Consider the following 26,756-nt stretch of genomic DNA (forward strand, 5'->3'; position numbering starts at 1 on the left):
GCGTGCTGCCCCGCGCGCTGACCCACGTGCGGGTCAGGTGCGGAAGCGGTTGCGGGCGCGGTGGGCGGCCTCGCGGGCTGATGCGGTGAGGGCGGCCAGGCGTTCTGGGACGCGGCCGGACGGTGTGCGCAGGCCCCGGCGTGCTAGTTCGCGGCCTAGTTCCCGCGCGGACGCGCGGGCGGAGTCGCGGGCGGTCTCCAGGGCCGAGGGCGGCAGGACGCGGGCGCGCCAGCGCGTCCGGCGGGGGACGGCCGCCGCGAACGCCGCGCGGACGGTCCGGACGTCGGCGCGCAGCGCGCCGCGCGGCACCCGCACCCCGGAGCGCGAGTAGCGGGCCAGTTCTTCGGCCATCGCGATGCGTCCGAGCGCCTCGCGGGCGGGCGAGGGCAGTTCCAGCGTCTCGGTGAGGCGGCGGGCGGTGGCGCGGGGCGACTCGTTCGGGAGCCAGGGCAGGCCGTGGTCCAGGGCGTCCGCGCGGAGTTCGCGCCAGGCGGTGTGCGCGGCGCCGGGCGTCGGCTCGCGGGGCGTCGGCACCGGGCCGGGGCGTGGTTCGGGCGGCGGCTCGGCCGCGGCCCAGCGGCGGCGCCGGATGAGCACCCGCACGACGGTCGGGGCGGCCAGCAGCAGCAGGACGAGCACGCCGAGCCCGATCCACCCGGCGGGCACGCCCCGGCCGTTCTCCTCGCGGGTGTTCTCAGGGGAGTCCAGCAGGTCCCGGCGGCCGGACGCGCTGCCGGACGGCGTGCTGGTCGGCTCGTCGCCCGCCGACGGCTCCTCCACGGTCGTCCGCGAGCCCGACGGGTCGTCCGCGCCCGGGTCGGTGCGGGCGGTGTAGACCGGCGGGACGGCCGTGCCCTGGCCCGCGATCCCCGACGGCGTCGGCTCGAACCGGATCCAGCCCGCGCCGGGAAAGTACAGCTCGGGCCAGGCGTGCGCGTCGCGCGACCGGACGACCCACCGCCCGTCCTCCTCGGTCCCCGGCGTGTAGCCCATCGCGACGCGCGCGGGGATGCCGAGGATCCGCGCCATGAGCGCCATGGACGCCGCGAACTGCTCGCAGTAGCCGCGCCGGTTCTTCACGAGGAACGCGAGCAGGTCGCTGCCGTGCTGCGGCGGGGGCGCGGACAGGTCGTAGGTGAACCCGCCCGTCTCGGTGAACCACCGCTGGAGCCGCACGGCCTGCTGGTAGGAGCTGGTCGCGCCCGCCGTGACCCGGTCGGCCAGGTTCCGGACGATCGCCGGCACGTTCTTCGGGTACGCGGTGTACCGGCCGACGATGTCGGCGGGCAGGGCGCCGCCGACCGACAGGTCCGCCGCCGTCGGCTCGGGGCGGACGCTGTCCACGGTGTAGGCGCGTCCGCCGGCCGAGTCGCGCAGCGAGTACACCATCAGCGACTCGGGGTGGACCCGCCAGTCGCCGGACACGGTCACCCGCGCGGGCGCGTACGGGACGGGCAGGAACGTCATCCGCCGCACCTCCGGCCGCACGGACACGCGGGTCCGGACCGTCCGGGTCGGGACGAGCGTCATCCCCGGCGGCGCGGGCAGCGGCGCCTTGGTGATCTTGTCGCGGGGCGTGCTCCGCAGCGGGTCGTAGGTCCACCGGTCGCCGTCGAACCGGTCGAGGGCGTAGAGGCGCAGGTAGTCGGGCTGGGCGTCGCTCGTCCGGTAGGTGAGGACGACCGAGTCGTCCGGCCGGGTCAGCTCCCGCTTGAGGCTGACCAGCGGGTCCGGCGTGGTGACGGTCCGGGAGCCGCCGCCCGCGTCGTCCCGGCCGAACACGCCGTTCGGGTGCAGGCCGGGCAGCGCGAGCGGGACGAGCACCGCGATCGCCACGGCGGCGGCGCCGATCCGCCGTCCGCTCGCCGCCAGCGCGCCCGCCGGGACCCGGTCGCCGGGCCGGGGCTCGTCCGCGCCCGCCAGCGGCACGTCGCCGCCGAACCGGGGGGCGAACACCGCGCGGCCCCAGCCGCCGACCTGCTCGCGCGCGTCGGACGTCAGCAGCATCAGGAAGCCGAGCGCGCCCGCGCCGAACGCCAGCCAGCTCACGCCCTCCTCCCGCACCGCCGCCGGGACGCTGTACATCGCCAGCAGCGGCAGCCCCGCGAGCGCCGCCCGCCGCAGCCGGACCGCCAGCAGGTCCACCAGGACCGCGACCAGCCCGACGCCCGCCGCGACCAGCAGCGTGATGCCGTGGACGAGCGGCACCGGCGCCGCGTACTGGTTGACGGCCCGCCACCCGTCCGAGCCGAGCGCCACCAGGTGCCGCAGCGACCCCGGCGTCGGAACGACCCACAGCAGCGCCTGCGCGTGCGCGAACACCGCCGTCAGGTACAGCAGCAGCGCGGCCAGCCCGCCCGCCGCGCCGATCGCGGCGGAGAACCGCAGCCGCCGCATGAGCAGCCCGCCCGCCGCCGCGCACGGCACCGCGCCGAGCACCGCCCAGAACCAGCGGCCCGAGGTGAACAGCGGATGCAGCCCGGCCGAGCCCGCCAGCGTCGCCAGCACGGCCGTCACCGTCATGCGGATCCTCATGCGCCGCCTCCCGCCATCCGCTCCGCGCCGACGTCGCCGAGCGCGGCCCACGCCGCGGGAAGCTCCGCCGCCGCGCCGATCACCGCGACGCGCCAGCCCGCGGCGCGCAGCGTCCGCGCCGCGCCCGCCGCCGTCCCGCCGCCGCGCTCGACGAGGATCGCCAGATGCACCGCCGCCCCGCGCCGCGCCGCCGCGACCGCGCGGGCGTCGTCCCCGCCGAGCGCCCCGAACACGCCGACGACCAGCGCGTTCTCCCGGCCCGCGCCGTGCAGGGCGCCGAGCCCGGGGACGAGCGACCGGACGTCGGACCGCCGCGCGACCGCCAGCGCGTCCAGCAGCGGGCCCGTGAAGTCGTCCGACGTCGGCAGCGCCTCGCCCTCGTCGGTCGCGTACCGCAGCCGCATCCCCGCCTCCGCCAGATGCGCGCCGACCGACGCCGCCGCCGACACGGCCTGCTCGAACGTGGGCGGCGCGTCGCCGGGGAACGCGCGGCGGCGCGTGTCCAGGAACAGCGTCGCGGCGCTGTGCCGCTGCTGCTCCTCGCGCCGCACCATCAGCTCCCCGCGCCGCGCCGTGGACCGCCAGTGGACGCGCCGCAGGTCGTCGCCGTGCCGGTACTCGCGCGGCGCCGCGTCGTCCTCGCCCGCCGCCGCGAGCGCCCGCGCCGGCCCGTCGCCCCCGCCGGGCGGCCCGCCGTCCGGACGGCCCGGCGGCAGCGGCACCACCTCCGGCGTCACGACGAGCGTGTCGGACAGGCTGAACGACCGGATCAGCTCCACCATCCCGAACGGGTCGGTGAGCCGCACGACCAGCGGGCCGACCTGGTAGCGCCCGCGCACGTCCGAGCGGATCCGGTAGCTGAGCTGCCGCGACCCGCGCGGCTCGATCCGGTCCAGGACGAACCGGGCGCGCCCGCCGAGCGCGTACGGCACCTGGTCCTCGACCATGAGCAGCCCGCTCGGCAGCCGCGACACGTTCTCCAGCCGCAGGTCCGCGCGCGCCTCCCGGCCCGCCGGCAGCCGCGCCGGGCGCAGCCGCCGCGCGCACGCCAGCCGGTACCGCGTCCGCGACACCGCGAACGTGCACAGCAGCGGCAGCGCGAGGACCAGCACCCCGGCGCGCAGCAGGTCCCGCTCGCCGAGGACGAACGCGCACACGATCGCGGTGGCCCCGGCGGCGACGAACGACCGTCCGCGGGTGGTCAGCCCGGCCAGCGCTCTTCTCACGTCCCGCGAGTCACTTCCCCGCGGCGGGCACGGGCAGCCGTTTCACCAGGTCGGCGACCACGTGCTCGGGGCGGCGCCGCTCCATCCGCGCCTCGGCGGTCGGCAGCAGCCGGTGCGCGAGGACGGGGACGGCGAGGTCCTGGAGGTCGTCGGGCAGCACGTAGTCGCGCTCGTCCAGCGCCGCGTACGCCCGCGCCGCCCGGACGAGGTGCAGCGTCGCGCGCGGGGACGCGCCGAGCCGCAGGTCCGGGTGGTTGCGGGTCGCGGTGACGAGGTCGATCGCGTACTGCCGCACCGACGGCGCGACGTGCGTGCCGCGCACGACGGAGATGAGGCGCCGCACGTCCGCCGCGTCCGCGACGGGGGCGAGGCCGTCCAGCGGGGAGCGCCCGCCGTGGACGTCCAGCATCTCCAGCTCGGCGGCCGGATCGGGGTAGCCCATCGAGATCCGCGCGGTGAAGCGGTCCCGCTGGGCCTCGGGCAGGGGATAGGTCCCCTCCATCTCGACCGGGTTCTGCGTCGCGACGACCATGAACGGCGGTTCCAGCGGGTACGTCGTCCCGTCCACCGTGACCTGGCGCTCCTCCATGCACTCCAGCAGCGCCGACTGGGTCTTCGGGGACGCCCGGTTGATCTCGTCGCCGACGACGATGTTCGCGAACACCGGCCCCGGCTTGAACTCGAACTCGCGCAGTTCCTGGTCGTAGGCGCTGACGCCGGTGATGTCGCTCGGCAGCAGGTCGGGGGTGAACTGGACGCGCCGCACCGAGCAGTCGACCGACCGCGCCAGCGCCTTGGCCAGCAGCGTCTTGCCGACGCCGGGGACGTCCTCGATGAGCAGGTGACCCTCGGCGAGCAGGACGGTCAGCGCCAGCCGGACCGCGGACGCCTTCCCCTCCACGACCGACTCGACGGCACGCCGGATCGCCCCCGCGACCCGGGCCAGGTCATCGAGTCCCGCGGCGGCCTCCATGACCGGCTCGCCGTCGTGCGTCCCAACTGCCACCTGCGACCCTCCTCGCCCACAGCTCCGCCGCCCGCCCTCGCGCGCCTCGAACGACAGTACGTCCTCGGCGCGGGCGCCGCGTTGTTCCCGGGGAACGGGTGCCCATTGTGCTCTACGGAAACCGCTGCCATTCCCCGCCTCTTCTCCGGCCCATTTCGGCCTCGTGGCGCCGCGCGACCGTTCCGCGTCTTGACCGGGTCGACGGGGCCGCGCGCCCCCCACTCCGCACCACCCCTTCTGACCTGCGCAATCTCCGATGATCTCGCGGCGTGGGACGCGTTTTCGCGGTTGACGGTGGGGAAGAGTGGAGTACAGTGGAGCGCCGTGGGGCGCAGTAGCGACTCATGCGGTGCGGGAGGTGGGAGCCGGTGTTCCTCGGCACCCACAATCCGCGCCTCGACGACAAGGGACGGCTGTTCCTGCCTGCGAAGTACCGCGAGGAGCTGTCGGGGGGATTGGTGATCACGAAGGGCCAGGAGCGCTGCCTGTACGTCTTCCCGACGGCGGAGTTCCAGCGCATCACCGAGGCTCTGCGCGCGGCGCCGGTCACCGACCGCTCCGTGCGCGCCTACAGCCGCGTCTTCTTCGCCGGGGCCTCTGACGAGGTCCCCGACAAGCAGGGGCGCGTCACGATCCCGGCCCCGCTGCGGGCCTACGCGGGCCTCAGCCGCGAGTGCACGGTCATCGGCGCGAACACGCGCCTGGAGATCTGGGACACCGCGGCCTGGGAGACCTACCTGGAAGCCGAGGAACCGGCGTTCGCCGACGTCTCCGAGGAGGTGCTGCCAGGGATCCTGTGACCACGCGCGCCGGTCCGCGACCGGCAACGGGCCCACGTTCGGCCAGGTCTCCAGCCGCTCTCCGAGCCCTCTGGCGCAGCTTCCCCGGTGCCAGACGGCGACCCCCCGCGTCGCGCACGCGGATCACTTCCTCAGGGCAGCGGATGGGGACCTGGCCGGACGAGGCCGCCGGACGCACCGGGGGGCCGTGCGGCACCGGCGAGCCGCGCAGAACACCGCGAGCGCGGCGGCTTGCTACAAGGGGGTAGAGGACTTGACCGTGGGCGACCACGCGGCCGAGGCCGGTCACGTACCGGTCATGCTCGACCGCGTTCTGGAACTCGCGGCACCCGCCGTCGACCGCGTCACCGGCCGCGCGCCGGTCCATCTGGACGCGACGCTCGGCATGGGCGGGCACGCCGCGGCGATGCTGGCCGCCCATCCCGACCTGCGCCTCATCGGGCTGGACCGCGACACCACCGCGCTGGAGCGCTCCGCGCGGCGGCTCGAACCCTTCGGCGACCGCGTCACGCTCGTCCACGCCGTGTACGACGAGATCCCGGACGTGCTGGCGCGCCTCGGCGTGCCCGCGCTCGACAGCGTCCTGTTCGACCTCGGCGTCTCGTCCCCGCAACTGGACGAGGCCGACCGCGGCTTCGCCTACTCCTACGACGCTCCCCTCGACATGCGGATGGACCGCACCCAGGACCTCACCGCGGCCGAGGTCGTCAACGGCTACCCGCCCGCCGAGCTGGCGCGGATCCTGCGCGAGTACGGCGAGGAGCGGTTCGCGCAGCGGATCGCCGCCGCGATCGTCCGGGCGCGGACCGAGGCCCCGCTGGACTCGACGGCGAAGCTCGCCGACCTCGTCCGCACCGCGATCCCCGCCGCGACCCGCCGCACCGGCGGGAACCCGGCCAAGCGAACGTTCCAGGCGCTGCGGATCGAGGTGAACGGCGAACTGGAGACCTGGCGCCGCGCGCTGCCCGCCGCGCTGGACGCGCTGCCGGTCGGCGGCCGGGTCGTCGTCCTCAGCTACCACTCCCTGGAGGACCGCATCACCAAGCGGCTCCTCGCCGCCCAGGCGGCCGACACGACCCCGCCCGACCTGCCCGTCCCGCTGCCCGAGCACCAGCCGCGCTTCCGGCTGCTGACGCGGGGGGCCGAGCTGCCGTCGGACACGGAGACCACGACCAACCCGCGTGCCGGATCGGTGCGGTTGCGCGCCGCCGAGCGGGTCCGGGAGGCGACATGACCACGACGACGCGTCCGCCGGGGGCGCAGGACGAGCGACCGCGCGGGCGCGCGCGGGGCCGTGCGGCGGCCACGGCGCGTCCGGCCGCCCGGACGGCGCCGCGCGCCCGGCCCGCGGCCGAGCCGCGCCCGGAACCGCGCACCGAGCCGCGCACCGACGCCCGGACCGAGGCCCGCACCGACGCGCGGGTCGAGCCGCGCGTCGAGCGGGCGGCGCGGCCGGCGCGCGGGTCGGCGCCGCGCGCGCCGTTCGTGCTGCTCATCGTCGGGCTGCTCGGCGGCGCGCTGGTCAGCCTGCTGCTGCTGAACACCGTCCTCGCCGAGGACGCGTTCACGCTCACCCGCCTCCAGCGCGACAACAAGATCCTCGCCCAGCAGAAGCAGGGCCTGGAGGAGGAGATCGCGCGCGAGGAGTCGCCGGAGAGCCTGCGCAAGAAGGCCGAGCAACTGGGGATGCGCCAGCCCGACACGCTGGCCTGGCTGGACGCCGACACGGGCCGTCCGATCGGCGGGTCGATGCGCCCGGTGCCGAGCGCCGCCGCCGCGGCGGCCGGGGCGGCGGGCGTGCTCGGCATCCCCGGCGCGGTGGTGCCGGGCGACGGCGTCCCGACCGCGCCGGGCGGTGCGGAGACCCCGTGATCCGGGACGGGCGGAGAAGGACGGCATGAGCAGGAGACCGGCGGGACCGCCGTCCGGCGGGGGCCGCCGGACGCCCCGGCCCGGCGGGCGGGGCGCCCCGGGCCGCGACGACCGCGCCGGGCCGCGCGCGTCCGGACGCGGCGCGGGCGACACCGGCAGGACGCCGGGCGCCCGGCCGCGCCGTCCGGCCCGCGAGGCGCCGCCGCCGCCCCGCACCGGCACGCCGGGCCCGGGCGAACCCGGCACGGGCACGGGTAAGTCCGGCACGGGCAAGTCCGGCACGGCCAAGCCGGGGACGGCCAAGCCCGGGGTGCCCAAGCCCGGCACGAGCAAGTCGGGCACGAGCACGTCAGGCACGGGCAAACCGGGCAAGGGCCGATCCGGCACGGGCAAGTCGGGCACGGGCACGTCGGGCACGGGCCGATCCGGCACGGGCCGATCTGGCACGGGCAGGGCCGGCGCCGCCAAGCCCGGCGCGGGCCGGGCCGCCAAGGCGGGCGCGCAGCGCGCGGGCGGGGGCGGCGGTCCGCGCGGCCCGCGGTCCGGCCCGCCGCGCCGCCCCGCGCGCCCGAAGACGCCGTTCCGCCGCCGCGACCCGCTGAAGCGCCTCAACGGGACGCTGCTGGTCGTCGCGTTCGTGCTGTCGCTGTTCGCGGGCCGCCTCGTCCAGCTCCAGACGATCGAGTCCGGCAAGTACACCGCGCAGGCCCGCAAGCAGCGCCTCCAGCCGATCGAGCTGCCCGCCGTCCGGGGCGACATCACCGACGCGCAGGGCAACCCGCTCGCGATGACCGTCGAGGCCAAGGCGATCGTCGCCGACCCGAGCGTGATCAAGCCGGAGAAGCGGCAGCAGGTCGTCGCGGCGCTCGCGCCGATGCTGTCGCTGGACCCGGCGACCGTCCTCAAGCGGATCAGCGCGCCCGACAGCCGGTTCGAGTACCTCGCGCACGGCGTCCGGCCCGACCAGGCGCGGCTGGTAATGAACCTGGACCTGCCGGGCATTCGCACCGAGCAGGAGTACCGGCGCGAGTACCCGAACGACTCGCTCGCGGCGGGCGTGATCGGGTTCGTCAACGCCGAGGGCGAAGGCGGCGCCGGGCTGGAGAGCGCGCTGAACTCCTCGCTGGCCGGACGCGACGGCTGGCAGCGCGTCGAGATCAGCACCAACGGCCAGCACATCCCGATGGGCGAGGACCAGAAGAAGCCGCCCGTCCCGGGCAAGGGCGTCCGGCTGACGCTGATGCGCGACCTGCAGTTCAAGGCGCAGCAGGCCATCGAGAAGCAGGTGCGGGCCACGGGCGCGCGCAGCGGGACGGTCATCGTCATGGAGCCGAGGACCGGACGGCTGCTCGCGCTGGCGTCCGCGCCGGGCTACAACCCGAACGAGTACACGAAGGCGAAGTCGTGGGGGAGCCCGGTCGTCCAGGAGGCGTACGAGCCGGGCAGCACCGGCAAGGTGATCACGGCGGCGGCGGTGATGGAGAAGGGCGGCGTCCGGCCCGACACCCCGTTCCACGTCCCCGACCGCGTCAAGTTCTACGACACGGTCTTCCACGACTCGCACCCGCACCCGCCCGAGGACCTGACGTTCGCGGGCGTGCTCGCCACGTCCAGCAACGTCGGGACGATCCTCGCGAGCCAGCGGATCAGCCCCGAGACGCTGTACGCGTACGAGCGGGCGTTCGGGTTCGGGCAGAAGACCGGGATCGGCCTGCCGGGCGAGACGCCGGGCGTGCTGCGCCCGCCGTCGCAGTGGTCGGGGACGGACCGGTACCCCATCGCGTTCGGCCAGACCCTGTCGGTGAACGCGGTGCAGATGGCGAGCGTCTACGCCACGATCGCCAACGGCGGCGTCCGGGTGGCGCCGAACCTCATCGCCGGGAGCGTGGACGAGAACGGCGGCTTCACGGCGGCGTCGGCGCCCGCGCAGCGGCGGGTCGTCAGCGCCGAGACCGCCCGGCAGATCCGTGACATGCTGGAGGGGGTCACGACCAAGGAGGGCACCGCGCCCCTCGCCCAGATCCCGGGCTACCGGGTGGCGGGCAAGACGGGCACGGCCGAGATCGCCAACCCCGCGTGCGGGTGCTACCGGGGCGCGGGGTTCACCGCGTCGTTCGCGGGGTTCGCCCCGGCGGACGATCCGCAGCTCGTCGTGCAGGTCGTCTTGCAGCGGCCGACGAAGGGCAGCCACTTCGGCGGGGACGCCGCGGCGCCGGTGTTCCGGGACGTGATGGAGGCCGCCCTCGCCGCCCGGAAGATCCCGCCGACGGGCAGCAGGCCGCCGAAGGTGCGGATCCACGTCCGGGACTGACGGCGCGGAGTAACCTCTGTCGCCGTGAGTTCTGGACCGGGCTCACCGGAAAAATCGTTCAATTCGTGCTGAAAGAGACGCCATGCGCCCCACCACGAGTACACCCCGGTCCCTGTCGGGGCTGGCGGCGCTGCTCGGCGCCGACGACCCGTCCGCCGGCCCGTCCGCCGGCGCGGTCGAGCTGACCGGGATCACCCACGACTCGCGCGCGGTGCGTCCCGGCGACCTGTACGCCGCGCTGCCGGGCACCCGCGCGCACGGCGCGCAGTTCGCGCCGCAGGCCGCCGCCGCGGGCGCCGTCGCGATCCTCACCGATCCGGCCGGGCGGACCGCCGCCGAGGCCGCCGGCCGGCCGGTCCTGGTCGTGGACGACGCGCGCGCCCGCCTCGGCGCCGCCGCGTCCTACGTCTACGGGGACCCGGTGACCGACCTGACGCTCATCGGCGTCACCGGCACCAGCGGCAAGACCACGACCGTCTACCTGCTGGAGGCGGGCCTGCGCGCCGCGGGCGTCGAGACGGGCGTGATCGGCACCGTCGAGATGCGCATCGGCGACCGGCGCGTCCCGAGCGCGCTCACCACCCCCGAGGCCACCGACCTGCACGCGCTGTTCGCGATGATGCGCGAGCAGCACGTCGGCGCGGCGGCGATGGAGGTGTCCAGCCACGCGCTCGCGCAGGGACGGGTCGGCGGCGCGCGCTACGAGGTCGCGGTGTTCACCAACCTCTCGCAGGACCACCTGGACTACCACCCGACCATGCAGGACTACTTCCTGGCGAAGGCGAAACTGTTCACGCCGGAGTACAGCAAGGTCGGCGTGGTCAACGTCGACGACCTCTACGGCCGCGAGCTGGTCGAGATCGCGTCGATCCCGATCACGACGGTCTCCGCGCAGGGCGACCCGGCCGCCGACTGGCGGGCCGAGGACGTGCGCGGCGGCCCGGCGGGCAGCGCCTTCCGGATCGTCGGGCCGGGCGGCGTCGAGGCGGACGCGTCGGTCGCGCTGCCCGGGCCGTTCAACGTCGCCAACGCGCTCGCGGCCGTCGTGGCGCTCGTGGAGGCCGGAATCGGCCTGCCGGCGGCGGTGCGCGGCGTCGCGTCGCTGCGCGGCGTCCCCGGACGCCTGGAGCCGGTGGACGAGGGCCAGGAGTTCGCCGTCCTCGTGGACTACTCGCACAAGCCCGGCGCGGTCGAGGCCGTGCTGACGGCGCTGCGGCCGGTCACCGAGGGACGGCTCGCGATCGTCCTCGGCTGCGGCGGCGACCGCGACCGGGGCAAGCGCCCGCTGATGGGCGAGGCGGCGGCGCGGCTCGCCGACGCGGCCTATTTCACGAGCGACAACCCGAGGTCGGAGGATCCGCTCGCGATCCTCGCCGCTATGGTCGAGGGCGGGCTCAAGGTGCCGCAGCCCGAGCGGGCGCACATCGTGGTCGAACCCGACCGCGCCGCCGCGATCGGGCTGGCGATCGGCCGGGCCGGGCGCGGCGACGTGATCGTCGTCGCGGGCAAGGGCCACGAGCAGGGACAGTACGTGGCCGGCGAGGTCATCGCGTTCGACGACCGGGAGGTCGTGCGCGCGGCGCTGCGCCGGGCCGGCGCCGCCGGGGGCGGGCCGGAGGGCCACCTGAGAGGGGACGGGACGCAGGCGTGATCCCACTTCCACTGGCGGCGGTCGCGGAGACGACGGGGGGCGTCGCGCACGGCGATCCCGCGACCGTCGTGGCCGGGCCCGTCGTCATCGACTCGCGGGCCGTCGAACCGGGCGCGCTGTTCGTCGCGCTGCGCGGCGAGCGCGCCGACGGGCACGACTTCGCGCCGGCGGCGCTGGCCGCGGGCGCGGCGGCGGTGCTGGCCGAACGGCCGGTCGAGGGCGGCCCGTCCGTCGTCGTGCCGGACGCGCAGGAGGCGCTCGGCCGCCTCGCGCGCGGCGTGCTGGCACGGCTGCCGGACGCGCGCGTCGTCGCGGTCACCGGGTCGGCGGGCAAGACGTCCACCAAGGACCTCATCGCGCACCTGCTGGAGCGGTCGGGGCCGACGGTGTGGCCGCCGGGCTCGTTCAACAACGAGATCGGGCTGCCGCTGACGGTCCTGCGCGCGGACGCCGCGACCCGGCACCTGGTGCTGGAGATGGGCGCGCGTGGCGTCGGTCACATCGCCTACCTGGCCGGGATCGCCCCGCCGCACGTCGGCGTCGTGCTGAACGTCGGCACCGCGCACCTCGGCGAGTTCGGCAGCCCGGAGGGCATCGCGCGCGCCAAGGGCGAGCTGCCCGAGGCGGTCGGCCCGGACGGCACGGTCGTCCTCAACGCCGACGACCCGCTGGTCCGGGGCATGGCGGCGCGGACGAAGGCGCCGATCGTGCTGTTCGGGCGCGGCCCCGACGCCGAGGTCCGCGCCGTGGACGAGCGCCTGGACGACGCGGGCCGCCCGGTGTTCACGCTGGTGACGCCGGAGGGGAGCGCCCCGGTCGCGCTGCGGCTGCACGGCGCCCACGCCGTCCTGAACGCGCTGGCCGCCGCGGCGGCGGCACGCGCCTCGGGCGTCGGCCTGGCGGACATCGCGGCGGGGCTGGCCGACGCCGTCCCGGCGAGCCGGTGGCGGATGGAGGTCACCGAGCGCGCGGACGGCGTCACGGTCGTCAACGACGCCTACAACGCCAATCCGGACTCGACGCGCTCGGCCGTGGACGTCGTCCGGCACATGGCCAGGGGCCGCCGCGCCTTCGCGGTTCTGGGCGAGATGGCCGAACTCGGGGACTCTTCTGTGGCGGAACATGCCAAGATCGGGCAGCATGTCGCGCGCAGCGGATTCGACGGCCTGATCACGGTCGGCGGCGCGGCGTCGGCGATGGCCGAAGGGGCCGGGCAGGTGGCGTCATGGACGGGAGAGTGCGTACAGGTGGATGACGTCGGCACGGCGGTGACCGTGCTCAGCGAGCGGCTCCGGCCGCGAGACGTCGTGCTGGTGAAGGGCTCTCGCGTCGCCGGGCTGGAACGGGTCGCGGAGGCCCTGCTGGCGGACGGCCGGCCGGCCGCGGGAGGCGGGCGCCGATGACCAACATTCTCATCGGAGCGGGCATCGCTCTGCTGTTCAGCATGCTCGGCACCCCGGTGTGGATCCGGATCGTCCGGCGGCTCGGCTACGGCCAGATGATCCGCGAGGAGGGCCCCGAGGCCCACCTCAGCAAGCGCGGGACGCCCACGATGGGCGGCGCGGTGTTCATCGTCGGCTCGCTCATCGGGTACGCGGCGGCGCACCTGTTCACCGGGACGCCCCCGACGATCTCGGGCGTGCTGGTGCTGTTCCTGATGACCGGCCTCGGGTTCGTCGGCTTCGTGGACGACTACATCAAGGTCTTCAAGCAGCGCAGCCTCGGCCTGCGCAGCGGCGCGAAGATGATCGGGATCGTCCTGATCGGCGTGGTGTTCGCGGTCGGCGCGCTGAACTTCCCGAACGGCTACGACGTGACCCCCGCGTCCCCGCGCCTGTCGTTCCTGCGCGACTTCGGCCCGACGATCGGCCCGTACCTGTTCGTCCTGTGGGCGCTGCTGCTGATCGCGGCGATGTCCAACGGCGTCAACCTGACTGACGGGCTGGACGGCCTGGCCGCGGGCCCGGCCGCGATGGTCCTCGCCGCCTACGTGATCATCGGGAACTGGCAGCTGCGCAACAGCTGCTTCGACGGCGCGCTCGCCCAGAACTGCTACAGCGTCCGCGACCCCCTCGACCTCGCGGTCGTCGCGGCGACGATGCTCGGCGCGGTGCTCGGCTTCCTGTGGTGGAACGCCCCGCCCGCCAAGATCTTCATGGGCGACACCGGCTCGCTGGCCCTCGGCGGCGTCCTGGTCGGCCTCGCGATCCTCACCCGGACCCAGTTCCTGCTGGCGATCCTGTGCGGCCTCATCGTCATGATCACCCTGTCGGTGATCATCCAGGTGGGCGGGTTCAAGCTCACGGGCAAACGCGTGTTCAAGATGGCGCCGCTCCAGCACCACTTCGAGCTGTCGGGCTGGGTCGAGACGACGATCGTCGTGCGATTCTGGCTGATGTCGGCGCTGTTCACCGGCATCGGACTCGGCCTGTTCTACCTGGAATGGATGCCCAAGAAGTGACGACGGGGGAGTGGTCCGGCCGGCGCGTGTGCGTGGCGGGCCTCGGCGTGTCCGGCCGCGCCGCCGCGCGCGTCCTCGCCGAGCGCGGGGCGCGGGTCACGGTGGTGGACGGCGGCGACGACGAGCGCCGCCGCACCGACGCCGCCGAGCTGGCCGGGCACGGCGTGGACGTCCGGCTCGGCGACGGCGACACGCTGCCCGACGGCGCCGATCTCGTCGTCACGTCCCCGGGCTGGCGGCCGGACGCGCCGCTGTTCGCCGCCGCCCGCGCCGCCGGGATCGAGGTGTTCGGCGAGGTCGAGCTGGCGTGGCGGCTGCGCGGCCCCGGCGCCGCGCCGTGGCTCGCGCTGACCGGCACCAACGGCAAGACCACCGCCGTGCGGATGCTCGCCGCGATCCTCACCGCCGCCGGGCACGACACGCTCGCGGTCGGCAACGTCGGCACCCCGATCGTGGAGGCCGTGCTGGAGAAGCACGACGTCCTCGCGGTCGAGCTGTCCAGCTACCAGCTGCACTGGTCGTCCACGGTGACGCCGCACGCGGCGGCCGTGCTGAACATCGCGCCCGACCACCTGGACTGGCACGGGTCGCTGGACGAGTACGCCGCCGCCAAGGCCAGGATCTTCGCGCCGGGGACGATCGCGGTCGTCAACGCCGACGACCCCGGCTCGGCGGCGCTCGGCGGCCCGGACGCGCGGGCGTTCACGCTCGGCGTCCCCGCGCCCGGCCAGGTCGGCGTCGTGGAGGACCTGCTCGTCGACCGCGCGTTCGTCCCCGACCCGGTGACGGCCGCCGAAGAACTCGGGCGGACCTCCGACGTCCGGCCGTTCGCGCCCCACAACGTCGCCAACGCGCTCGCCGCCGCCGCGCTGGCCCGCGCGTTCGGCGTCCCGTCCGAGGCGGTCGGCGCGGGGCTGCGCGCGTTCGTCCCCGACCCGCACCGCATCGCGCACGTCGCGACCGTGGACGGCGTCGACTACGTGGACGACTCCAAGGCCACCAACCCGCACGCCGCCGTGTCCTCGCTGGCCGCGTGCGCGTCGGCGGTGTGGATCGCGGGCGGCCTGCTCAAGGGCGCGGACGTGGACGACCTCGTCGCGTCCGTCGCCGGGCGGCTGCGCGGCGCGGTCCTGCTCGGCGCCGAACGGGACCGGATCGCGGCGGCACTCGCGCGACACGCGCCGGATGTCCCGGTCGTGGACGTCCCCGACACCGACACTGGGGCGATGGACCGCGTGGTGACCGCAGCGGCCGGGCTGGCCCGCCCCGGCGACACGGTGCTGCTCGCCCCCGCCGGGGCGTCGTTCGACATGTTCCCGAACTACGGCGCGCGCGGCGACGCGTTCGCCGCGGCGGTGCGGCGGCTGGCCGGGTCCCGGTAGGGGGTGCGATGAGCGCCGTACCCGCGGAGGACGGCCGCACCCGTCGGCCCGGGCTGCGCGAGCAGGTCGTGGCGGCCGTGGGGCTGCTCGACCGGCCGCTGACCTCCTACTACCTCGTGCTCGGCTGCACGTTCATGCTGCTGGCGCTCGGGCTGACGATGGTGCTGGCGGCGTCCAGCGTCAAGCAGCTCCAGGAGACCGGCTCGGCGTACACGCTCGTGCAGAAGCAGGCCATGTGGATGGTGCTCGGCGTGCTCGGCATGTGGGGCGCGTCGCGGCTGCCCGTCCGGACGTTCCGGACGCTCGCCTACCCGCTCCTGCTGCTGTCGGTCGTGGCGCTCGCGCTCGTGCTCGTCCCCGGCCTGAACCAGTCGGCGAACGGCGCGACGCGGTGGATCAGCTTCGGGCCGGTGCAGCTCCAGCCGTCCGAGCCCGCCAAGCTCGGCCTCGTGCTGTGGGGCGCGGACATCCTCGCCCGCAAGGAACGCCTCGGCCAGCTCACCGAGTGGCGCCCGCTGCTCATGCCGCTGCTGCCGGGCGCGGGCCTGCTCGCCGTGCTCGTCATGCTCGGCGACGACCTCGGCACCACGATGGTGCTGCTCACGATCCTGCTCGCGCTGCTGTGGGTGGCGGGCGCGCCGGGACGGCTGTTCGTCGGCGTCGTCGGGCTCGTCGCGATGGTCGTGTCGATCCTCGCCGTCGTCAGCCCGTACCGGATGGCGCGGCTCACCGGCTTCCTCGACCCCGAGGGCAACGCGCACGGCAGCTACTACCAGGGCATCCAGGGGCTGTTCGCGGTCGCGTCCGGCGGCTGGTTCGGCACCGGCCTCGGCGAGGGACGCGCCCAGTGGGGGTTCCTGCCGCATCCGGAGACCGACTTCATCTTCGCGATCGTCGGGGAGCAGTTCGGGCTCGTCGGGACGCTCGTCGTCCTGCACCTGTTCGGGCTGCTGGCCTACGCGGGACTGCGCATCGCCCGCCGCGTCAAGGACCCGTTCACCCGGCTCGCGGCGGCGGGCGCGACGTCGTGGCTGCTGGTCCAGGCCATCGTCAACATCGGCGCGGTGATCGGCGTGTTCCCCATCACAGGGATCCCGCTGCCGCTCGTCTCCTACGGCGGTTCGGCGCTGATCCCGACGCTGATCGCGCTGGGGATGCTGCTGGCGTTCGCGAAGCGCGAACCCGGCGCGCGGCAGGCGCTGGCCGCGCGCGGCCCCGGTCCGGTGGTGCGGGCTCTAAGCTGGCTGGGCCTGGCACGGCGCTGAATCCCCCGACAAGCAGGCGCACCGGAACAGTTGAGGAGTTGTCAAGGAGCATGAGGGTTGTCCTCGCCGGCGGCGGCACCGCCGGACACATCGAGCCCGCACTGGCCCTCGCCGACGCGCTGCGCCGCGACGACCCCCAGACCGGGATCACGTGCCTCGGCACCGAACGCGGCCTGGAGACCCGGCTGGTGCCGCAGCGGGGTTACGAGCTGGCGCTGATCCCGCCCGTCCCGCTGCCCCGCACGCTCACGCCGCAGCTCCTGACCGTCCCGGGACGGCTGCGCGGCGCGATCAACGCGGCGGCGAACGTCCTGGACCAGGCGCAGGCCGACGTCCTCGTCGGGTTCGGCGGCTACGTCGCCACGCCCGGGTACCTCGCGGCTCGCAAGCGCAAGGTGCCGATCATCGTCCACGAGGCCAACCCCAAGCCTGGTCTCGCCAACAAGCTCGGCTCGCGGTTCACCGACAACGTCGCGGTCTCCCACCACGACTCGCCGCTGCCGAACGCCCGCTATGTCGGGATCCCGCTGCGCCGCGAGATCGCCGCGCTGGACCGGCTCGCGGTCGGCGACAAGGCGCGCTCCTACTTCGGCCTGCTGCCGGACCTGCCGACGCTGCTGATCTTCGGCGGGTCGCAGGGCGCCCGGTCGCTGAACCAGGCGGCGGTCGCGTCCGCCCCGGCGTTCCGGCAGGCCGGGATCCAGGTCCTGCACATCGTCGGGCCGAAGAACACCGAGGAGCCCGAGCCCGCGCAGGGCGGCCCGCAGTACGTGACGATCCCGTACTGCGACCGGATGGACCTCGCCTACGCCGCCGCCGACATGGCGATGTGCCGGGCCGGGGCGATGACGTGCGCCGAGCTGGCCGCCGTCGGGCTGCCCGCGGTGTACGTGCCGCTGCCGATCGGGAACGGCGAGCAGAAGCTGAACGCCGAGCCGATCGTCGCGGCGGGCGGCGGGATGCTCGTCGACAACGCCGACCTGACCCCCGAGTGGATCGTCCGGCACCTGCTGCCCGTCCTCGCCGACCCGGGCCGGGTCGCCGCGATGTCGGAGGCGGCGGGGCGGATGGGACGGCGGGACGCCGACGTGGCGCTCGCCCAGATGGTGTACGAGGTCGTCCGCGCCGCCCACGGGCGGGGCGGGGACCGGTAGTCCCGCCGGCGTGCGGAGCGGGAGACGAGGGGACGCCACCCGATGAGTTCGATCAGCCCCGGCGCGGCCGTGCCCGCCGGTGACCTCGGCAGGGTCCATTTCATCGCGATCGGCGGCGCCGGGATGTCCGGCGTCGCGCGGATCATGCTGCGGCGCGGCATCGCGGTGTCGGGCAGCGACGCCCGCGACGGGGAGCTGCTCGGCCAGCTCGCCGCGCTCGGCGCGCGCGTCCACGTGGGCCACGACGCCGCGCACCTCGGGGACGCCGACACGGTCGTGGTGTCCACGGCCGTCCGGGAGAGCAACCCGGAGCTGGCGGCGGCGCGGGAGCGGGGGCTGCGGGTCCTGCACCGGTCGGAGGCGCTGGCGTCGCTGATGGCGGGACGGCGCGCGGTCGCGGTGGCGGGCACGCACGGCAAGACCACGACGACGTCCATGCTGACGGTCGCGCTCCAGCGCGCGGGCGCGGACCCGTCGTACTGCATCGGCGGCCAGCTCGTCACGACCGGGCTCGGCGCGGACGAGGGCTCGGGGGACGTGTTCGTCGCCGAGGCCGACGAGAGCGACGGCTCGTTCCTGCGGTACGCGCCCGAGATCGCGATCGTCACCAACGTCGAGGCCGACCATCTCGACAACTACGGCGGGTTCGAGAAGGTCAAGGAGAACTTCGTCCGGTTCGTGGACCGGATCGTTCCCGGCGGCACGCTGGTCGCGGGCGCGGACGACCCGGTCGTCGCCGAACTGGTCGAGCACGCGCGGGCCCGGGGGCTGACCGTCCGGACCTACGGCGAGTCGGCGGACGCGGACCTGCGCGTCACCGGCTTCGTCCCGCGCGGCCTCGGCTCGGAGTTCACGGTGCCGGGCGTCGGCGCGGTCGCGCTCGGCGTCCCCGGACGGCACAACGCGCTCAACGCGACGGCGTGCGTGGCGGTCGCGCAGGCGCTCGGCCTGGACCTCGGCGCCGTCCGCGAGGGGCTGCGCGAGTTCGGCGGCGCGATGCGGCGGCTGGAGCGCAAGGGCTCGGCGGCCGGGGTCGACGTGTTCGACAGCTACGCCCACCACCCGACCGAGGTGATCGCCGACCTCGACGCCACCCGCGACTACGTGGCGCAGCGCGACGGCGGCGGACGCATCGTCGCGGTGTTCCAGCCGCACCTGTACAGCCGCACCCGCTTCTTCGCCGCCGAGTTCGGCGCCGCGCTCGGCCGCGCCGACGTCGCGGTCGTGCTGGACGTCTACGGCGCCCGCGAGGACCCCGAGCCCGGCGTGACCGGCGCGCTCGTCGCCGACGCCGTCCCGGCCGACGTCGAGACGGTGTACGCGCCCGACCAGGAGACCGTCCCGGCGACGCTGGCCAAGCTGGCGCGCCCCGGCGACGTCGTGATCACGCTCGGCGCCGGGGACGTGACGCGGCTCGGGCCGAAGATCCTCGACGCGATCTCGGCCGCGTCCTGACCGTCCCGGCGTGGGATCCCGCACCGGCGGGCGCGGTCCCGCCATCCTGGGGATCATGACGGAGGCGGGGACGGGACGGTCGGCACGCGACACGACGGCGCGGCGCGCGCGCCGTCCCGACCGGTGGAAGGCGCTGTTCGTCGGGCTGCTGGTCGCGGCGGTGCTGGGCGCGTCGGGCTGGGCGCTGCTCGGGTCGCGGCTGCTGGTCGTCCGGCACGTCGAGGTCACCGGGACGAAGCTGCTCACGCCCGACCGGGTCGCGGCGGCGGCGGGCATCCGGCTCGGGCTGCCGATGGTGCGGCTGCACCCCGACGACGTCAAGCACCGCGTCGCGACCCTGCACGAGGTCGCGTCGGTGCGCGTGGAGCGGCACTGGCCCGCGACGGTGCGGATCGTGGTGCGCGAACGCGTCCCGGTCGCCGCCTACCAGCGCGGCGGGCGCTACTACCAGGTCGACACCGGCGGGTTCCCGGTGCGGGACGGCACGGCGGTCCCGGACGTCCCGCTGCTGACGGTCGGGGCGCCGTCCCCGACCGACCCGCCGACGCTCGCGGCGCTGCGCGTCGTCGGGGAACTGCCCGGCGGGCTGCGCGCGAAGGTCGTCGAGGTGACCGCGCCGACCGTGGAATCGGTCACGTTGCGGCTGCGCGGCGGGCTCACGATCGTGTGGGGCTCGCCGGAGCGATCGGCCGAGAAGGCCCGCCTCGCCGAGGCCCTGATGCGCACCCCGGCCGGGCGCGGACCCCGGACGATCGACGTCGGCTCCCCGGACGTGATCACCACCCGGTGACGGCCCGGCCCGTGTGTCGGGGCGATTCCTGCGTCCGGATCGGGCACGCTTGAGCCTCGGACGGAAACGGCGGGACCACCGCGCCGGCCGGGGCGCGCAGGCGCCCCAACCGGGCAACTCGTGCGGTCTGCGACACGCCGGTGCAGTTGGCGGCAGGTTAGTTGACCCTGGTGGAAGCCCGCCCTACTGTCCGTATCAGTCCTCAGGTTGACATAACTGTAAACCTCACGTTGAGGGTGAGGGTTGGCGACGGCCTCGGCCGCCGCGCTCCCGAGCAGGCGACGTGGGCAATGGTCAGGAACACCGCGGCGGAACCGGTCCCAGTGGACCGTCTCCGACCGGTCGGCAGAGCGAGCGGAAAGGCCCCTCGTCGTGGCAGCACCGCAGAACTACCTCGCGGTCATCAAGGTCGTCGGCATCGGCGGCGGCGGCGTGAACGCCGTCAACCGGATGATCGAGGAGGGACTCAAGGGCGTCGAGTTCATCGCGATCAACACGGACGCCCAGGCGCTGCTGATGAGTGACGCCGACGTGAAACTGGACGTGGGCCGCGAGCTGACGCGCGGCCTCGGCGCCGGGGCCAACCCGGACGTGGGCCGCAAGGCCGCCGAGGACCACCGCGAGGAGATCGAGGAGGTCCTCAAGGGGGCCGACATGGTCTTCGTCACCGCCGGGGAGGGCGGCGGCACCGGCACCGGCGGCGCGCCCGTCGTGGCGAACATCGCCCGGTCCCTCGGCGCGCTGACGATCGGCGTCGTCACCCGTCCGTTCTCCTTCGAGGGCAAGCGCCGCGCGATGCAGGCCGAGGCCGGCATCGAGACGCTGCGCGACGAGGTCGACACGCTCATCGTCATCCCGAACGACCGGCTGCTGTCGATCTCCGACCGGCAGGTCAGCGTCCTGGACGCGTTCAAGGCCGCCGACCAGGTGCTCCTGTCCGGTGTCCAGGGCATCACCGACCTCATCACCACGCCCGGCCTCATCAACCTGGACTTCGCCGACGTCAAGTCGGTCATGTCCGGCGCGGGCTCGGCGCTCATGGGCATCGGCTCGGCGCGCGGCGACGACCGCAGCGTGGCCGCCGCCGAGATGGCGATCTCCAGCCCGCTGCTGGAGGCGAGCATCGACGGGGCCCACGGCGTGCTGCTGTCGATCTCCGGCGGGTCCGACCTCGGCCTGTTCGAGATCAACGAGGCGGCGCAACTGGTGTCCAACGCCGCCGCCACCGACGCCAACATCATCTTCGGCGCCGTGATCGACGACGCCCTCGGCGACGAGGTCCGCGTCACCGTGATCGCCGCCGGGTTCGACGAACTGCACCCCGGCAAGCCCGCCGAGGCCGAACCGCGTCGGCTCCCGCCGCCGCCCCGGCCCACGCCGCCGCCGGTCGCGGCGACACCGGTCAACCCGATCCCGAGCCGGATCGGGCGCGCCGAGCCGCCCGTGCCGCCGCAGACCATCGCGCAGGCCGCCGCCGCGCCCGTCCCGGCGCCCGCGCCGGACGCCGAGGCCCGGCCCGCGAGCCCGCCGCCCGGCCGCCGCGAGCCCGAGTCCCGGCCCGAGCCGCCCGCGCCCGCCGACCGCGCGGACGCGGCCGAGCCCGACCCGGCGCCGTCCGGCGACGGTCCCGAGGGCGCGCGCCCGCCCGCGCCGCGCCCGGCCGACCCGCCGGCCGGCCGCGCGCACACGGGGGAGGGCGACGGCCCGGCCGCGTCCTCGCGGGGCCGCCGTCCGGTCGTGTTCGACGAGGACGACGACCTCGACGTCCCCGACTTCCTGAAGTGATCACGCCGGTGCGGCTCGGCGCCGGGGTCGGCGCCGCGTTCACCGGCCGGTCCGGCGGCGTCAGCTCCGGCCCGTACGGCGCGCTGAACCTCGGCGGCGCCGTCGGCGACGAGCCGCGCGCGGTCGAGGCCAACCGGCGCCGCGCGGCGGCCGTGCTCGGCACCGACCCGGCGCGCACCGTCTGGATGCGGCAGGTCCACGGCGCGGACGTCGCGCACGTCACCGCGCCCGAACCGGACCTGGCCGTGGACGCGGTCGTCACGACCGTCCCGGGGCTGGCGCTCGCGGTGCTCGTCGCCGACTGCGCGCCCGTCCTGCTCGCCGATCCGGCGGCCGGGGTCGTCGGCGCCGCCCACTCGGGCCGGCCCGGGACCGCCGCCGGGGTCGTGCCCGCGCTCGTCGCCCGCATGGTCGACCTCGGCGCGGACCCGGCGCGCATCACCGCGTCCATCGGTCCCGCCGCGTGCGGGTCCTGCTACGAGGTGCCCGCGGCGATGCGCGACGAGGTGGCGGAGGTCGTCCCCGAGGCGCATGCGACGACCCGGCAGGGCACGCCCGCGCTCGACATCCGCGCCGGGATCGCCGGGCAGCTCGCCCGCGCCGGGGTCGCCGACGTCCACACGGACCCGCGCTGCACCCTGGAGACGCCGGACCTCTTCTCCTACCGCCGGGACGGCACGACCGGGCGGTTCGCCGGGTTCGTCTGGCTCGCCGGATGACGCCCGAGGAGCGGACGGCCGAGCTGGCCGCCAACCTCGCCGACGTCCGCGCCCGGATCGCCGCCGCCTGCGCGGCGGCCGGACGGTCGCCGGACGACCTCACGCTGATCGCCGTCACCAAGACCTTTCCCGCGTCCGACGTGCGGCTGCTCGCCGGGCTCGGGATCGCCGACGTCGCCGAGAACCGCGACCAGGAGGCCCGCCCGAAGGCCGAGGCGACCGCCGACCTGCCGCTGACCCGGCACTTCGTCGGGCAGCTTCAGACCAACAAGGCCCGGTCGGTCGCCGGGTACGCCGACGTCGTGCAGTCGGTCGACCGGGTCCGGCTCGTCCGGGCCCTCGCCGACGCCGCCGCGCGCACCGGACGGCCGCTGCGCTGCCTCGTCCAGGTCTCGTTGGACGACGAGGCGGGCCGGGGCGGCGCCGCGCCGGACGACGTCCCGAAGATCGCGGCGGAGATCGCCGCGGCCGGGGACCTCGAACTGGCCGGGGTCATGGCGGTCGCCCCGCTCGGCGGCGACGCGCGGGCGGCCTTCGCGCGACTCGCCGTGATCGCCGCGCGACTGCGCGCCGATCATCCCGCCGCGACGGTGATCTCTGCCGGAATGAGCGGGGATCTGGAGGACGCGATCGAGTGCGGCGCGACACACCTGCGGATCGGTACGGCGTTGCTCGGAGGCCGACGGGCAATCGTCAGGTAATGTCCCACCCAGTGGCACCTGCTCAAACGGGGGCCGCGCGAATGCACCGTCCGCGAGCGGCGTCCGGGGCGCCGGGGGCCTGGGCCACAGGAGGAGCGTATGGCCAGCGCGATGCGCAAGATGGCGGTCTACCTCGGCCTTGTGGAGGACGACCGCTACGGCGACTACTACGATGACGACGTCTACGACGACGAGGCCGACGCCGCTGCGGGTCGCCGCCCGGGCGAGGAGCCCGGCGGTCAGCTTACCCGAGCCGACGACGCGGTGGACCGTGATCACCACGTTCCCGCGACCGAGCGCCGCCCCGTCGCTTTGTACGAGTCCGGCACCACGGACCTCGCGCGCATCACTACGCTGCACCCGAGGACCTACAACGAGGCGCGGACCATCGGCGAGCACTTCCGCGAGGGGACGCCGGTGATCATGAACCTCACCGAGATGGTCGACAGCGACGCCAAGCGTCTCGTCGACTTCGCGGCGGGTCTGGTGTTCGGGCTGCACGGGAGCATCGAGCGTGTTACGAACAAGGTGTTCCTCCTCTCGCCCGCCAATGTCGAGGTGACGGCGGAGGACAAGGCCCGGATGGCGGAACGCGGGTTCTTCAACCAGAGCTGACGGCCACAGACGAAGGTAGTACGTGCGAATCCTCGAACAGGTGCTCGTCGCCCTGCTGTATCTCTTCCTCCTGTTCCTGGTCGGAAGGCTGGTGCTGGAGGTGCTGCAGTCGTTCGCGCGGTCCTGGAAACCGCGCGGGCTGCTGCTGGTGATCGCCGAGGCGACCTACACGATCACCGACCCGCCACTGAAACTCTTCAGGCGTTTCATACCGCCGGTCCGTCTGGGTAACGTGGCCTTGGACCTCAGCTTCACCTTGCTCATCCTTGTGGTCTGGGTCCTGATCTGGGTCGTGCAGGCGGTGATCCCTTGATCATCTTCGTGTGGAGGCTCTGATCGGATACCGTCCTAACGGACAGACTCCAAGCGCGCCAAGGAGACCAACATGCCGCTGACACCCGCAGACGTGCGGAACAAGCAGTTCAGTACCACCAGGCTGAGGCCGGGGTACGACGAGGAGGAGGTGGACGCCTTCCTCGACGAGGTCGAGGCCGAGCTGGACCGCCTCATCCAGGAGAACGAGGAGCTTCGCGCGAAGCTGGCCGAGTGCCTGCGCGGCAAGGTCCCGGCGATGGCGGCCCCGATCGTGGAGCCCAAGCCCGACGTGCAGAAGCTGCCCGAGCCCCCGCGCCCCGAGCCGCAGCAGCAGGCGCCGCAGCCCCAGCAGGCGCCGCCCCCGCCGCAGCCCGAGCCCGAGCCCGCCCCGCTCGGCCTCGGCATGGGCGGCGCGCCCTCCGGCGAGGACAACATGGACACCGCGGCGCGCGTCCTCGCGCTCGCGCAGCAGACCGCCGACCAGGCCATCGCCGACGCGCGGCGCGAGGCCGACGAGACGCTCGGCCGCGCCCGCCGCGAGGCCGAGGAGATCCTCGGCAAGGCCCGTCGGCAGGCCGACCAGATCGTCACCGAGGCCCGCTCGCGCGCCGAGGCCCTCGACCGCGACGCCCAGGAGCGGCACCGCCAGGTCATGGGCTCCCTCGTGCAGCAGCGCGAGGAGCTGGAGCGCGAGGTCGACAACCTGCGCGCGTTCGAGCGCGAGTACCGCAGCCGCCTGAAGGTCTACCTGGAGGGCCTGCTCCGCGACGTCGAGGCGGGCGGCACCGAGACGGGCGGATTCCCCGTCCCGGCGTCGAACCTCGGAAGCGTCACGGGTCCGCAGACCGGCCCGCAGAACACTCTGGGCCACGGCGAGAACCGGCAGGGTGGGACGAACCCGACCGGCGCGAACCCGTTCCCGCCGCAGGCCGAGCCCCAGCACGCCCAGCAGCAGGTCCAGCACTCGGCGACGGGCGCGTTCCACGCGGGCGGCGACAATCCGCCGCACGAGCGGCGCTGACCGAGTCCGGACAGGCGGTAGTGTCTTCCCGGTCGCCGCGCCGTGGATGGCCCGCGTGCCATCCCGGCGGCGCGACGGCACGTCGGTGGACCCGCCCCGAACCGTCGCGACGGCTCGGGGAACGCCTGTAGAGCGGAGTTACCTGTGATCATCCTGAGTGGCGTCCTGGTGGTGGCGGCGATAGCCCTGCTCGTCGCGGGCATCGTCGCCGGCGAGGGAACGAGTGCCCAGGTCTTCGGCGTGGACGCGCTGACGGTGATCTACGTGTCCATCGGCGTCAGCATCGTCTCGCTGCTGTGCCTGATCGTCGGGGTGATCCTGCGGCGCAAGGAGCTGTTCGGCTCCGGCGCCTCCGCCGCGGCGGCCGACCGCCGCCGCAGGGAGCGCACCAAGGCCGAGCGCAAGGCCGACCGCAAGGCGGCCAAGGACGGCAAGGACGCCGACGACGAGGACGGCGCGGTCTCCGGCCCGGCCCCCGAGGTCCCGGCCGACGCGGTCGTCCATGTCGTGCGGGGCCGCAAGCGCTACCACCTCGACACGTGCCGGCAGCTCGCCGGGCGGACCGGGGAGGAGCTGACGTACGCCGAGGCGAAGGAGGAGGGGTTCAGCCCCTGCACCGCCTGCATGCCCGACACCGCGCTGGCGGCGCGCGCCGCGGTGTCGGTCCCGGCGGCCTCCGCCGAAGGCGCGGCCACCGCCGAAGGATCCGCCGCGACCGCCGTCAAGGAGTCCGGCGCGGGGGACGGCGCGGCCCCCGCCCCGCTGCCGACCCGGCGCTCGCTGCTCAAGTCCGGCGGAACGGACGGCCCCGACGCCGAACCCGCCGCCGACCCGGCCCCCACGGCGTCGTCGCCCCCGGTGTCCTCCACGGCGTCCTTCGCGGCCCTGCCCGAACCTCCGGTCCCGGCCGAGCCCCAGCCGGCGCCCGTGCCCGCACCGCAGCCCGAGGCCCGGCCCGAACCCCGGCCCGAGCCGCCCGCCGAGCCCCCGGCGCCGCACGAGCCCGACCCGCTGGGCGCGCTGGAGTCCGACCCGTCCGCGTCCGGCCCGGTGCCGTCGGCGTGGCCCGTCCCGGGCGGACCGCCCGCGGCGGAGCCCGCGTACGAGGCGCCGTACGAGCCGAGCTACGACGCGTCGTACGAGACGCCGTACGAGCCCGTCCGGGAGCAGCCGGCCTATGAGCCGGAGCCGCGCGCGGTCGACCCGCTCGCCGGGCTGCCGCCGGAGTCGTTCCGTCCGGCCGCACCTGACCCGCTGACCGACCCGCTGACCGACCCGCTGGCCGCGCTGCCGAGCGAACCGCCCCGGCGCCCGGATCCGCTGACCGACCCGCTGCCCGGGTCGTTCGACGACCCGCTGGCGTTCCCGGGATCCACGAACGCGCCGCGTCCGCGCGTGTCCGACCCGGCGGCGACGCACGACGACACGCCCGTCCACGCCGGGCGTTCCGCGCCCGCGGGCGGGACTCCCGCGGCGGGCGGCGACGACGAGCCCGTCCGCATCCTCAGCGGCACCAAGCGCTACCACCGGATCGACTGCGCGCTCATCGAGGACATCGGCGACGAGGCCGACGACCTGGAGGCGCTGTCGCGGGCGGAGGCCAAGGCCCGGGGCTGCACGCCCTGCCTGGTCTGCCAGCCCGACCGCGAACGCGCGCGCTGACCCCGAGAACAGCCCGCCGACGGCCGCCTC

At 75.2% G+C, this 26,756-nt stretch carries 22 protein-coding genes; 19 read left to right on the top strand and 3 right to left on the bottom strand.

Annotated features, from left to right (window positions below; all coding sequences use genetic code 11):
* Positions 1-33 precede the first annotated feature (33 nt).
* From GQ466_RS08360 to GQ466_RS08370, 3 genes are read right to left on the bottom strand one after another with little or no spacing between them, the layout of a single operon-like run.
* On the bottom strand, positions 34-2,535 hold the full coding sequence (locus GQ466_RS08360; RefSeq protein WP_237417620.1) for a transglutaminase TgpA family protein: 2,502 nt from the start codon (positions 2,533-2,535) through the stop codon (positions 34-36).
* Positions 2,532-3,761, bottom strand: coding sequence for a DUF58 domain-containing protein (locus tag GQ466_RS08365; protein ID WP_161102120.1), 1,230 nt, complete (start codon positions 3,759-3,761; stop codon positions 2,532-2,534). The genes GQ466_RS08360 and GQ466_RS08365 overlap by 4 nt, the downstream gene beginning before the upstream one ends.
* A 10-nt stretch (positions 3,762-3,771) precedes the next feature.
* On the bottom strand, positions 3,772-4,767 hold the full coding sequence (locus GQ466_RS08370; protein WP_378186506.1) for an AAA family ATPase: 996 nt from the start codon (positions 4,765-4,767) through the stop codon (positions 3,772-3,774).
* A gap of 368 nt (positions 4,768-5,135) precedes the next feature.
* On the opposite strand from GQ466_RS08370, the gene mraZ reads away from it, so the two are divergent.
* The 19 genes from mraZ (at position 5,136) to GQ466_RS08465 (ending at position 26,726) form a co-directional block, all read left to right on the top strand.
* Positions 5,136-5,567, top strand: coding sequence for a division/cell wall cluster transcriptional repressor MraZ (mraZ, locus tag GQ466_RS08375; protein WP_161102121.1), 432 nt, complete (start codon positions 5,136-5,138; stop codon positions 5,565-5,567).
* Positions 5,568-5,820: 253 nt separating this feature from the next.
* Complete coding sequence (rsmH, locus tag GQ466_RS08380; RefSeq protein ID WP_161102122.1) at positions 5,821-6,801, top strand: 16S rRNA (cytosine(1402)-N(4))-methyltransferase RsmH; 981 nt, start codon at positions 5,821-5,823, stop codon at positions 6,799-6,801.
* Entirely contained in the window at positions 6,798-7,439 is a 642-nt protein-coding gene (ftsL, locus tag GQ466_RS08385) for a cell division protein FtsL (RefSeq protein ID WP_161102123.1), read from the top strand. The genes rsmH and ftsL overlap by 4 nt, the downstream gene beginning before the upstream one ends.
* Before the next feature lie 25 nt (positions 7,440-7,464).
* Positions 7,465-9,750 (top strand): peptidoglycan D,D-transpeptidase FtsI family protein, encoded by a 2,286-nt coding sequence (locus GQ466_RS08390; protein WP_202420013.1) that lies wholly within the window; start codon positions 7,465-7,467, stop codon positions 9,748-9,750.
* 82 nt (positions 9,751-9,832) lie between these two features.
* Positions 9,833-11,401 carry a UDP-N-acetylmuramoyl-L-alanyl-D-glutamate--2,6-diaminopimelate ligase gene (locus GQ466_RS08395; protein WP_161102124.1) on the top strand — a complete coding sequence of 523 codons (1,569 nt, stop codon included), beginning with the start codon at positions 9,833-9,835 and terminating at the stop codon, positions 11,399-11,401.
* The gene (locus tag GQ466_RS08400) at positions 11,398-12,804 is read left to right on the top strand and encodes a UDP-N-acetylmuramoyl-tripeptide--D-alanyl-D-alanine ligase (RefSeq protein WP_161102125.1); all 1,407 of its coding nucleotides are present in this window, start codon (positions 11,398-11,400) and stop codon (positions 12,802-12,804) included. The genes GQ466_RS08395 and GQ466_RS08400 overlap by 4 nt, the downstream gene beginning before the upstream one ends.
* Complete coding sequence (gene mraY, locus GQ466_RS08405; RefSeq protein ID WP_161102126.1) at positions 12,801-13,862, top strand: phospho-N-acetylmuramoyl-pentapeptide-transferase; 1,062 nt, start codon at positions 12,801-12,803, stop codon at positions 13,860-13,862. The genes GQ466_RS08400 and mraY overlap by 4 nt, the downstream gene beginning before the upstream one ends.
* Positions 13,844-15,244, top strand: coding sequence for a UDP-N-acetylmuramoyl-L-alanine--D-glutamate ligase (murD, locus tag GQ466_RS08410; RefSeq protein WP_161102127.1), 1,401 nt, complete (start codon positions 13,844-13,846; stop codon positions 15,242-15,244). Before mraY ends, murD begins: the two co-directional genes overlap by 19 nt.
* 8 nt (positions 15,245-15,252) lie before the next feature.
* Positions 15,253-16,509: a putative lipid II flippase FtsW gene (gene ftsW, locus GQ466_RS08415; RefSeq protein WP_161102128.1), complete on the top strand. Its 1,257-nt coding sequence runs from the start codon at positions 15,253-15,255 to the stop codon at positions 16,507-16,509.
* A gap of 50 nt (positions 16,510-16,559) precedes the next feature.
* The gene (murG, locus tag GQ466_RS08420; RefSeq protein ID WP_161102129.1) at positions 16,560-17,663 is read left to right on the top strand and encodes an undecaprenyldiphospho-muramoylpentapeptide beta-N-acetylglucosaminyltransferase; all 1,104 of its coding nucleotides are present in this window, start codon (positions 16,560-16,562) and stop codon (positions 17,661-17,663) included.
* Positions 17,664-17,705: 42 nt separating this feature from the next.
* Positions 17,706-19,118 (top strand): UDP-N-acetylmuramate--L-alanine ligase, encoded by a 1,413-nt coding sequence (gene murC / locus GQ466_RS08425; protein WP_161102130.1) that lies wholly within the window; start codon positions 17,706-17,708, stop codon positions 19,116-19,118.
* A gap of 55 nt (positions 19,119-19,173) precedes the next feature.
* Positions 19,174-19,908, top strand: coding sequence for a cell division protein FtsQ/DivIB (locus tag GQ466_RS08430; protein ID WP_161102131.1), 735 nt, complete (start codon positions 19,174-19,176; stop codon positions 19,906-19,908).
* A gap of 372 nt (positions 19,909-20,280) precedes the next feature.
* Positions 20,281-21,693 (top strand): cell division protein FtsZ, encoded by a 1,413-nt coding sequence (gene ftsZ / locus GQ466_RS08435; protein ID WP_161102132.1) that lies wholly within the window; start codon positions 20,281-20,283, stop codon positions 21,691-21,693.
* Positions 21,690-22,412: a peptidoglycan editing factor PgeF gene (gene pgeF, locus GQ466_RS08440; RefSeq protein WP_161102133.1), complete on the top strand. Its 723-nt coding sequence runs from the start codon at positions 21,690-21,692 to the stop codon at positions 22,410-22,412. Before ftsZ ends, pgeF begins: the two co-directional genes overlap by 4 nt.
* Positions 22,409-23,113, top strand: a complete 705-nt coding sequence (locus tag GQ466_RS08445; protein ID WP_161102134.1) for a YggS family pyridoxal phosphate-dependent enzyme — start codon at positions 22,409-22,411, stop codon at positions 23,111-23,113. Before pgeF ends, GQ466_RS08445 begins: the two co-directional genes overlap by 4 nt.
* 99 nt (positions 23,114-23,212) lie before the next feature.
* A complete protein-coding gene (locus GQ466_RS08450; protein ID WP_161102135.1) occupies positions 23,213-23,728 on the top strand; it encodes a cell division protein SepF in 516 nt (171 codons plus the stop codon).
* A gap of 22 nt (positions 23,729-23,750) precedes the next feature.
* Positions 23,751-24,041, top strand: a complete 291-nt coding sequence (locus tag GQ466_RS08455; RefSeq protein WP_161102136.1) for a YggT family protein — start codon at positions 23,751-23,753, stop codon at positions 24,039-24,041.
* A gap of 72 nt (positions 24,042-24,113) precedes the next feature.
* Positions 24,114-25,064, top strand: coding sequence for a DivIVA domain-containing protein (locus GQ466_RS08460; protein WP_161102137.1), 951 nt, complete (start codon positions 24,114-24,116; stop codon positions 25,062-25,064).
* Positions 25,065-25,208: 144 nt separating this feature from the next.
* Entirely contained in the window at positions 25,209-26,726 is a 1,518-nt protein-coding gene (locus tag GQ466_RS08465) for a hypothetical protein (protein WP_161102138.1), read from the top strand.
* Positions 26,727-26,756 lie beyond the last annotated feature (30 nt).

The sequence above is a fragment of the Actinomadura rayongensis genome, from assembly GCF_009831215.1.
GTDB lineage: Bacteria > Actinomycetota > Actinomycetes > Streptosporangiales > Streptosporangiaceae > Spirillospora > Spirillospora rayongensis.

What these genes read in the sequence shown, in the direction of transcription:
- GQ466_RS08360 (WP_237417620.1), bottom strand. Translation starts at nt 2,535, where the DNA reads ATGAGGATCCGCATGACGGTGACGGCCGTGCTGGCGACGCTGGCGGGC.
- ftsL (WP_161102123.1), top strand. Translation starts at nt 6,798, where the DNA reads ATGACCACGACGACGCGTCCGCCGGGGGCGCAGGACGAGCGACCGCGC.
- GQ466_RS08390 (WP_202420013.1), top strand. Translation starts at nt 7,465, where the DNA reads ATGAGCAGGAGACCGGCGGGACCGCCGTCCGGCGGGGGCCGCCGGACG.
- GQ466_RS08395 (WP_161102124.1), top strand. Translation starts at nt 9,833, where the DNA reads ATGCGCCCCACCACGAGTACACCCCGGTCCCTGTCGGGGCTGGCGGCG.
- mraY (WP_161102126.1), top strand. Translation starts at nt 12,801, where the DNA reads ATGACCAACATTCTCATCGGAGCGGGCATCGCTCTGCTGTTCAGCATG.
- murD (WP_161102127.1), top strand. Translation starts at nt 13,844, where the DNA reads ATGGATGCCCAAGAAGTGACGACGGGGGAGTGGTCCGGCCGGCGCGTG.
- ftsW (WP_161102128.1), top strand. Translation starts at nt 15,253, where the DNA reads ATGAGCGCCGTACCCGCGGAGGACGGCCGCACCCGTCGGCCCGGGCTG.
- murG (WP_161102129.1), top strand. Translation starts at nt 16,560, where the DNA reads ATGAGGGTTGTCCTCGCCGGCGGCGGCACCGCCGGACACATCGAGCCC.
- murC (WP_161102130.1), top strand. Translation starts at nt 17,706, where the DNA reads ATGAGTTCGATCAGCCCCGGCGCGGCCGTGCCCGCCGGTGACCTCGGC.
- GQ466_RS08430 (WP_161102131.1), top strand. Translation starts at nt 19,174, where the DNA reads ATGACGGAGGCGGGGACGGGACGGTCGGCACGCGACACGACGGCGCGG.
- GQ466_RS08445 (WP_161102134.1), top strand. Translation starts at nt 22,409, where the DNA reads ATGACGCCCGAGGAGCGGACGGCCGAGCTGGCCGCCAACCTCGCCGAC.
- GQ466_RS08450 (WP_161102135.1), top strand. Translation starts at nt 23,213, where the DNA reads ATGGCCAGCGCGATGCGCAAGATGGCGGTCTACCTCGGCCTTGTGGAG.
- GQ466_RS08460 (WP_161102137.1), top strand. Translation starts at nt 24,114, where the DNA reads ATGCCGCTGACACCCGCAGACGTGCGGAACAAGCAGTTCAGTACCACC.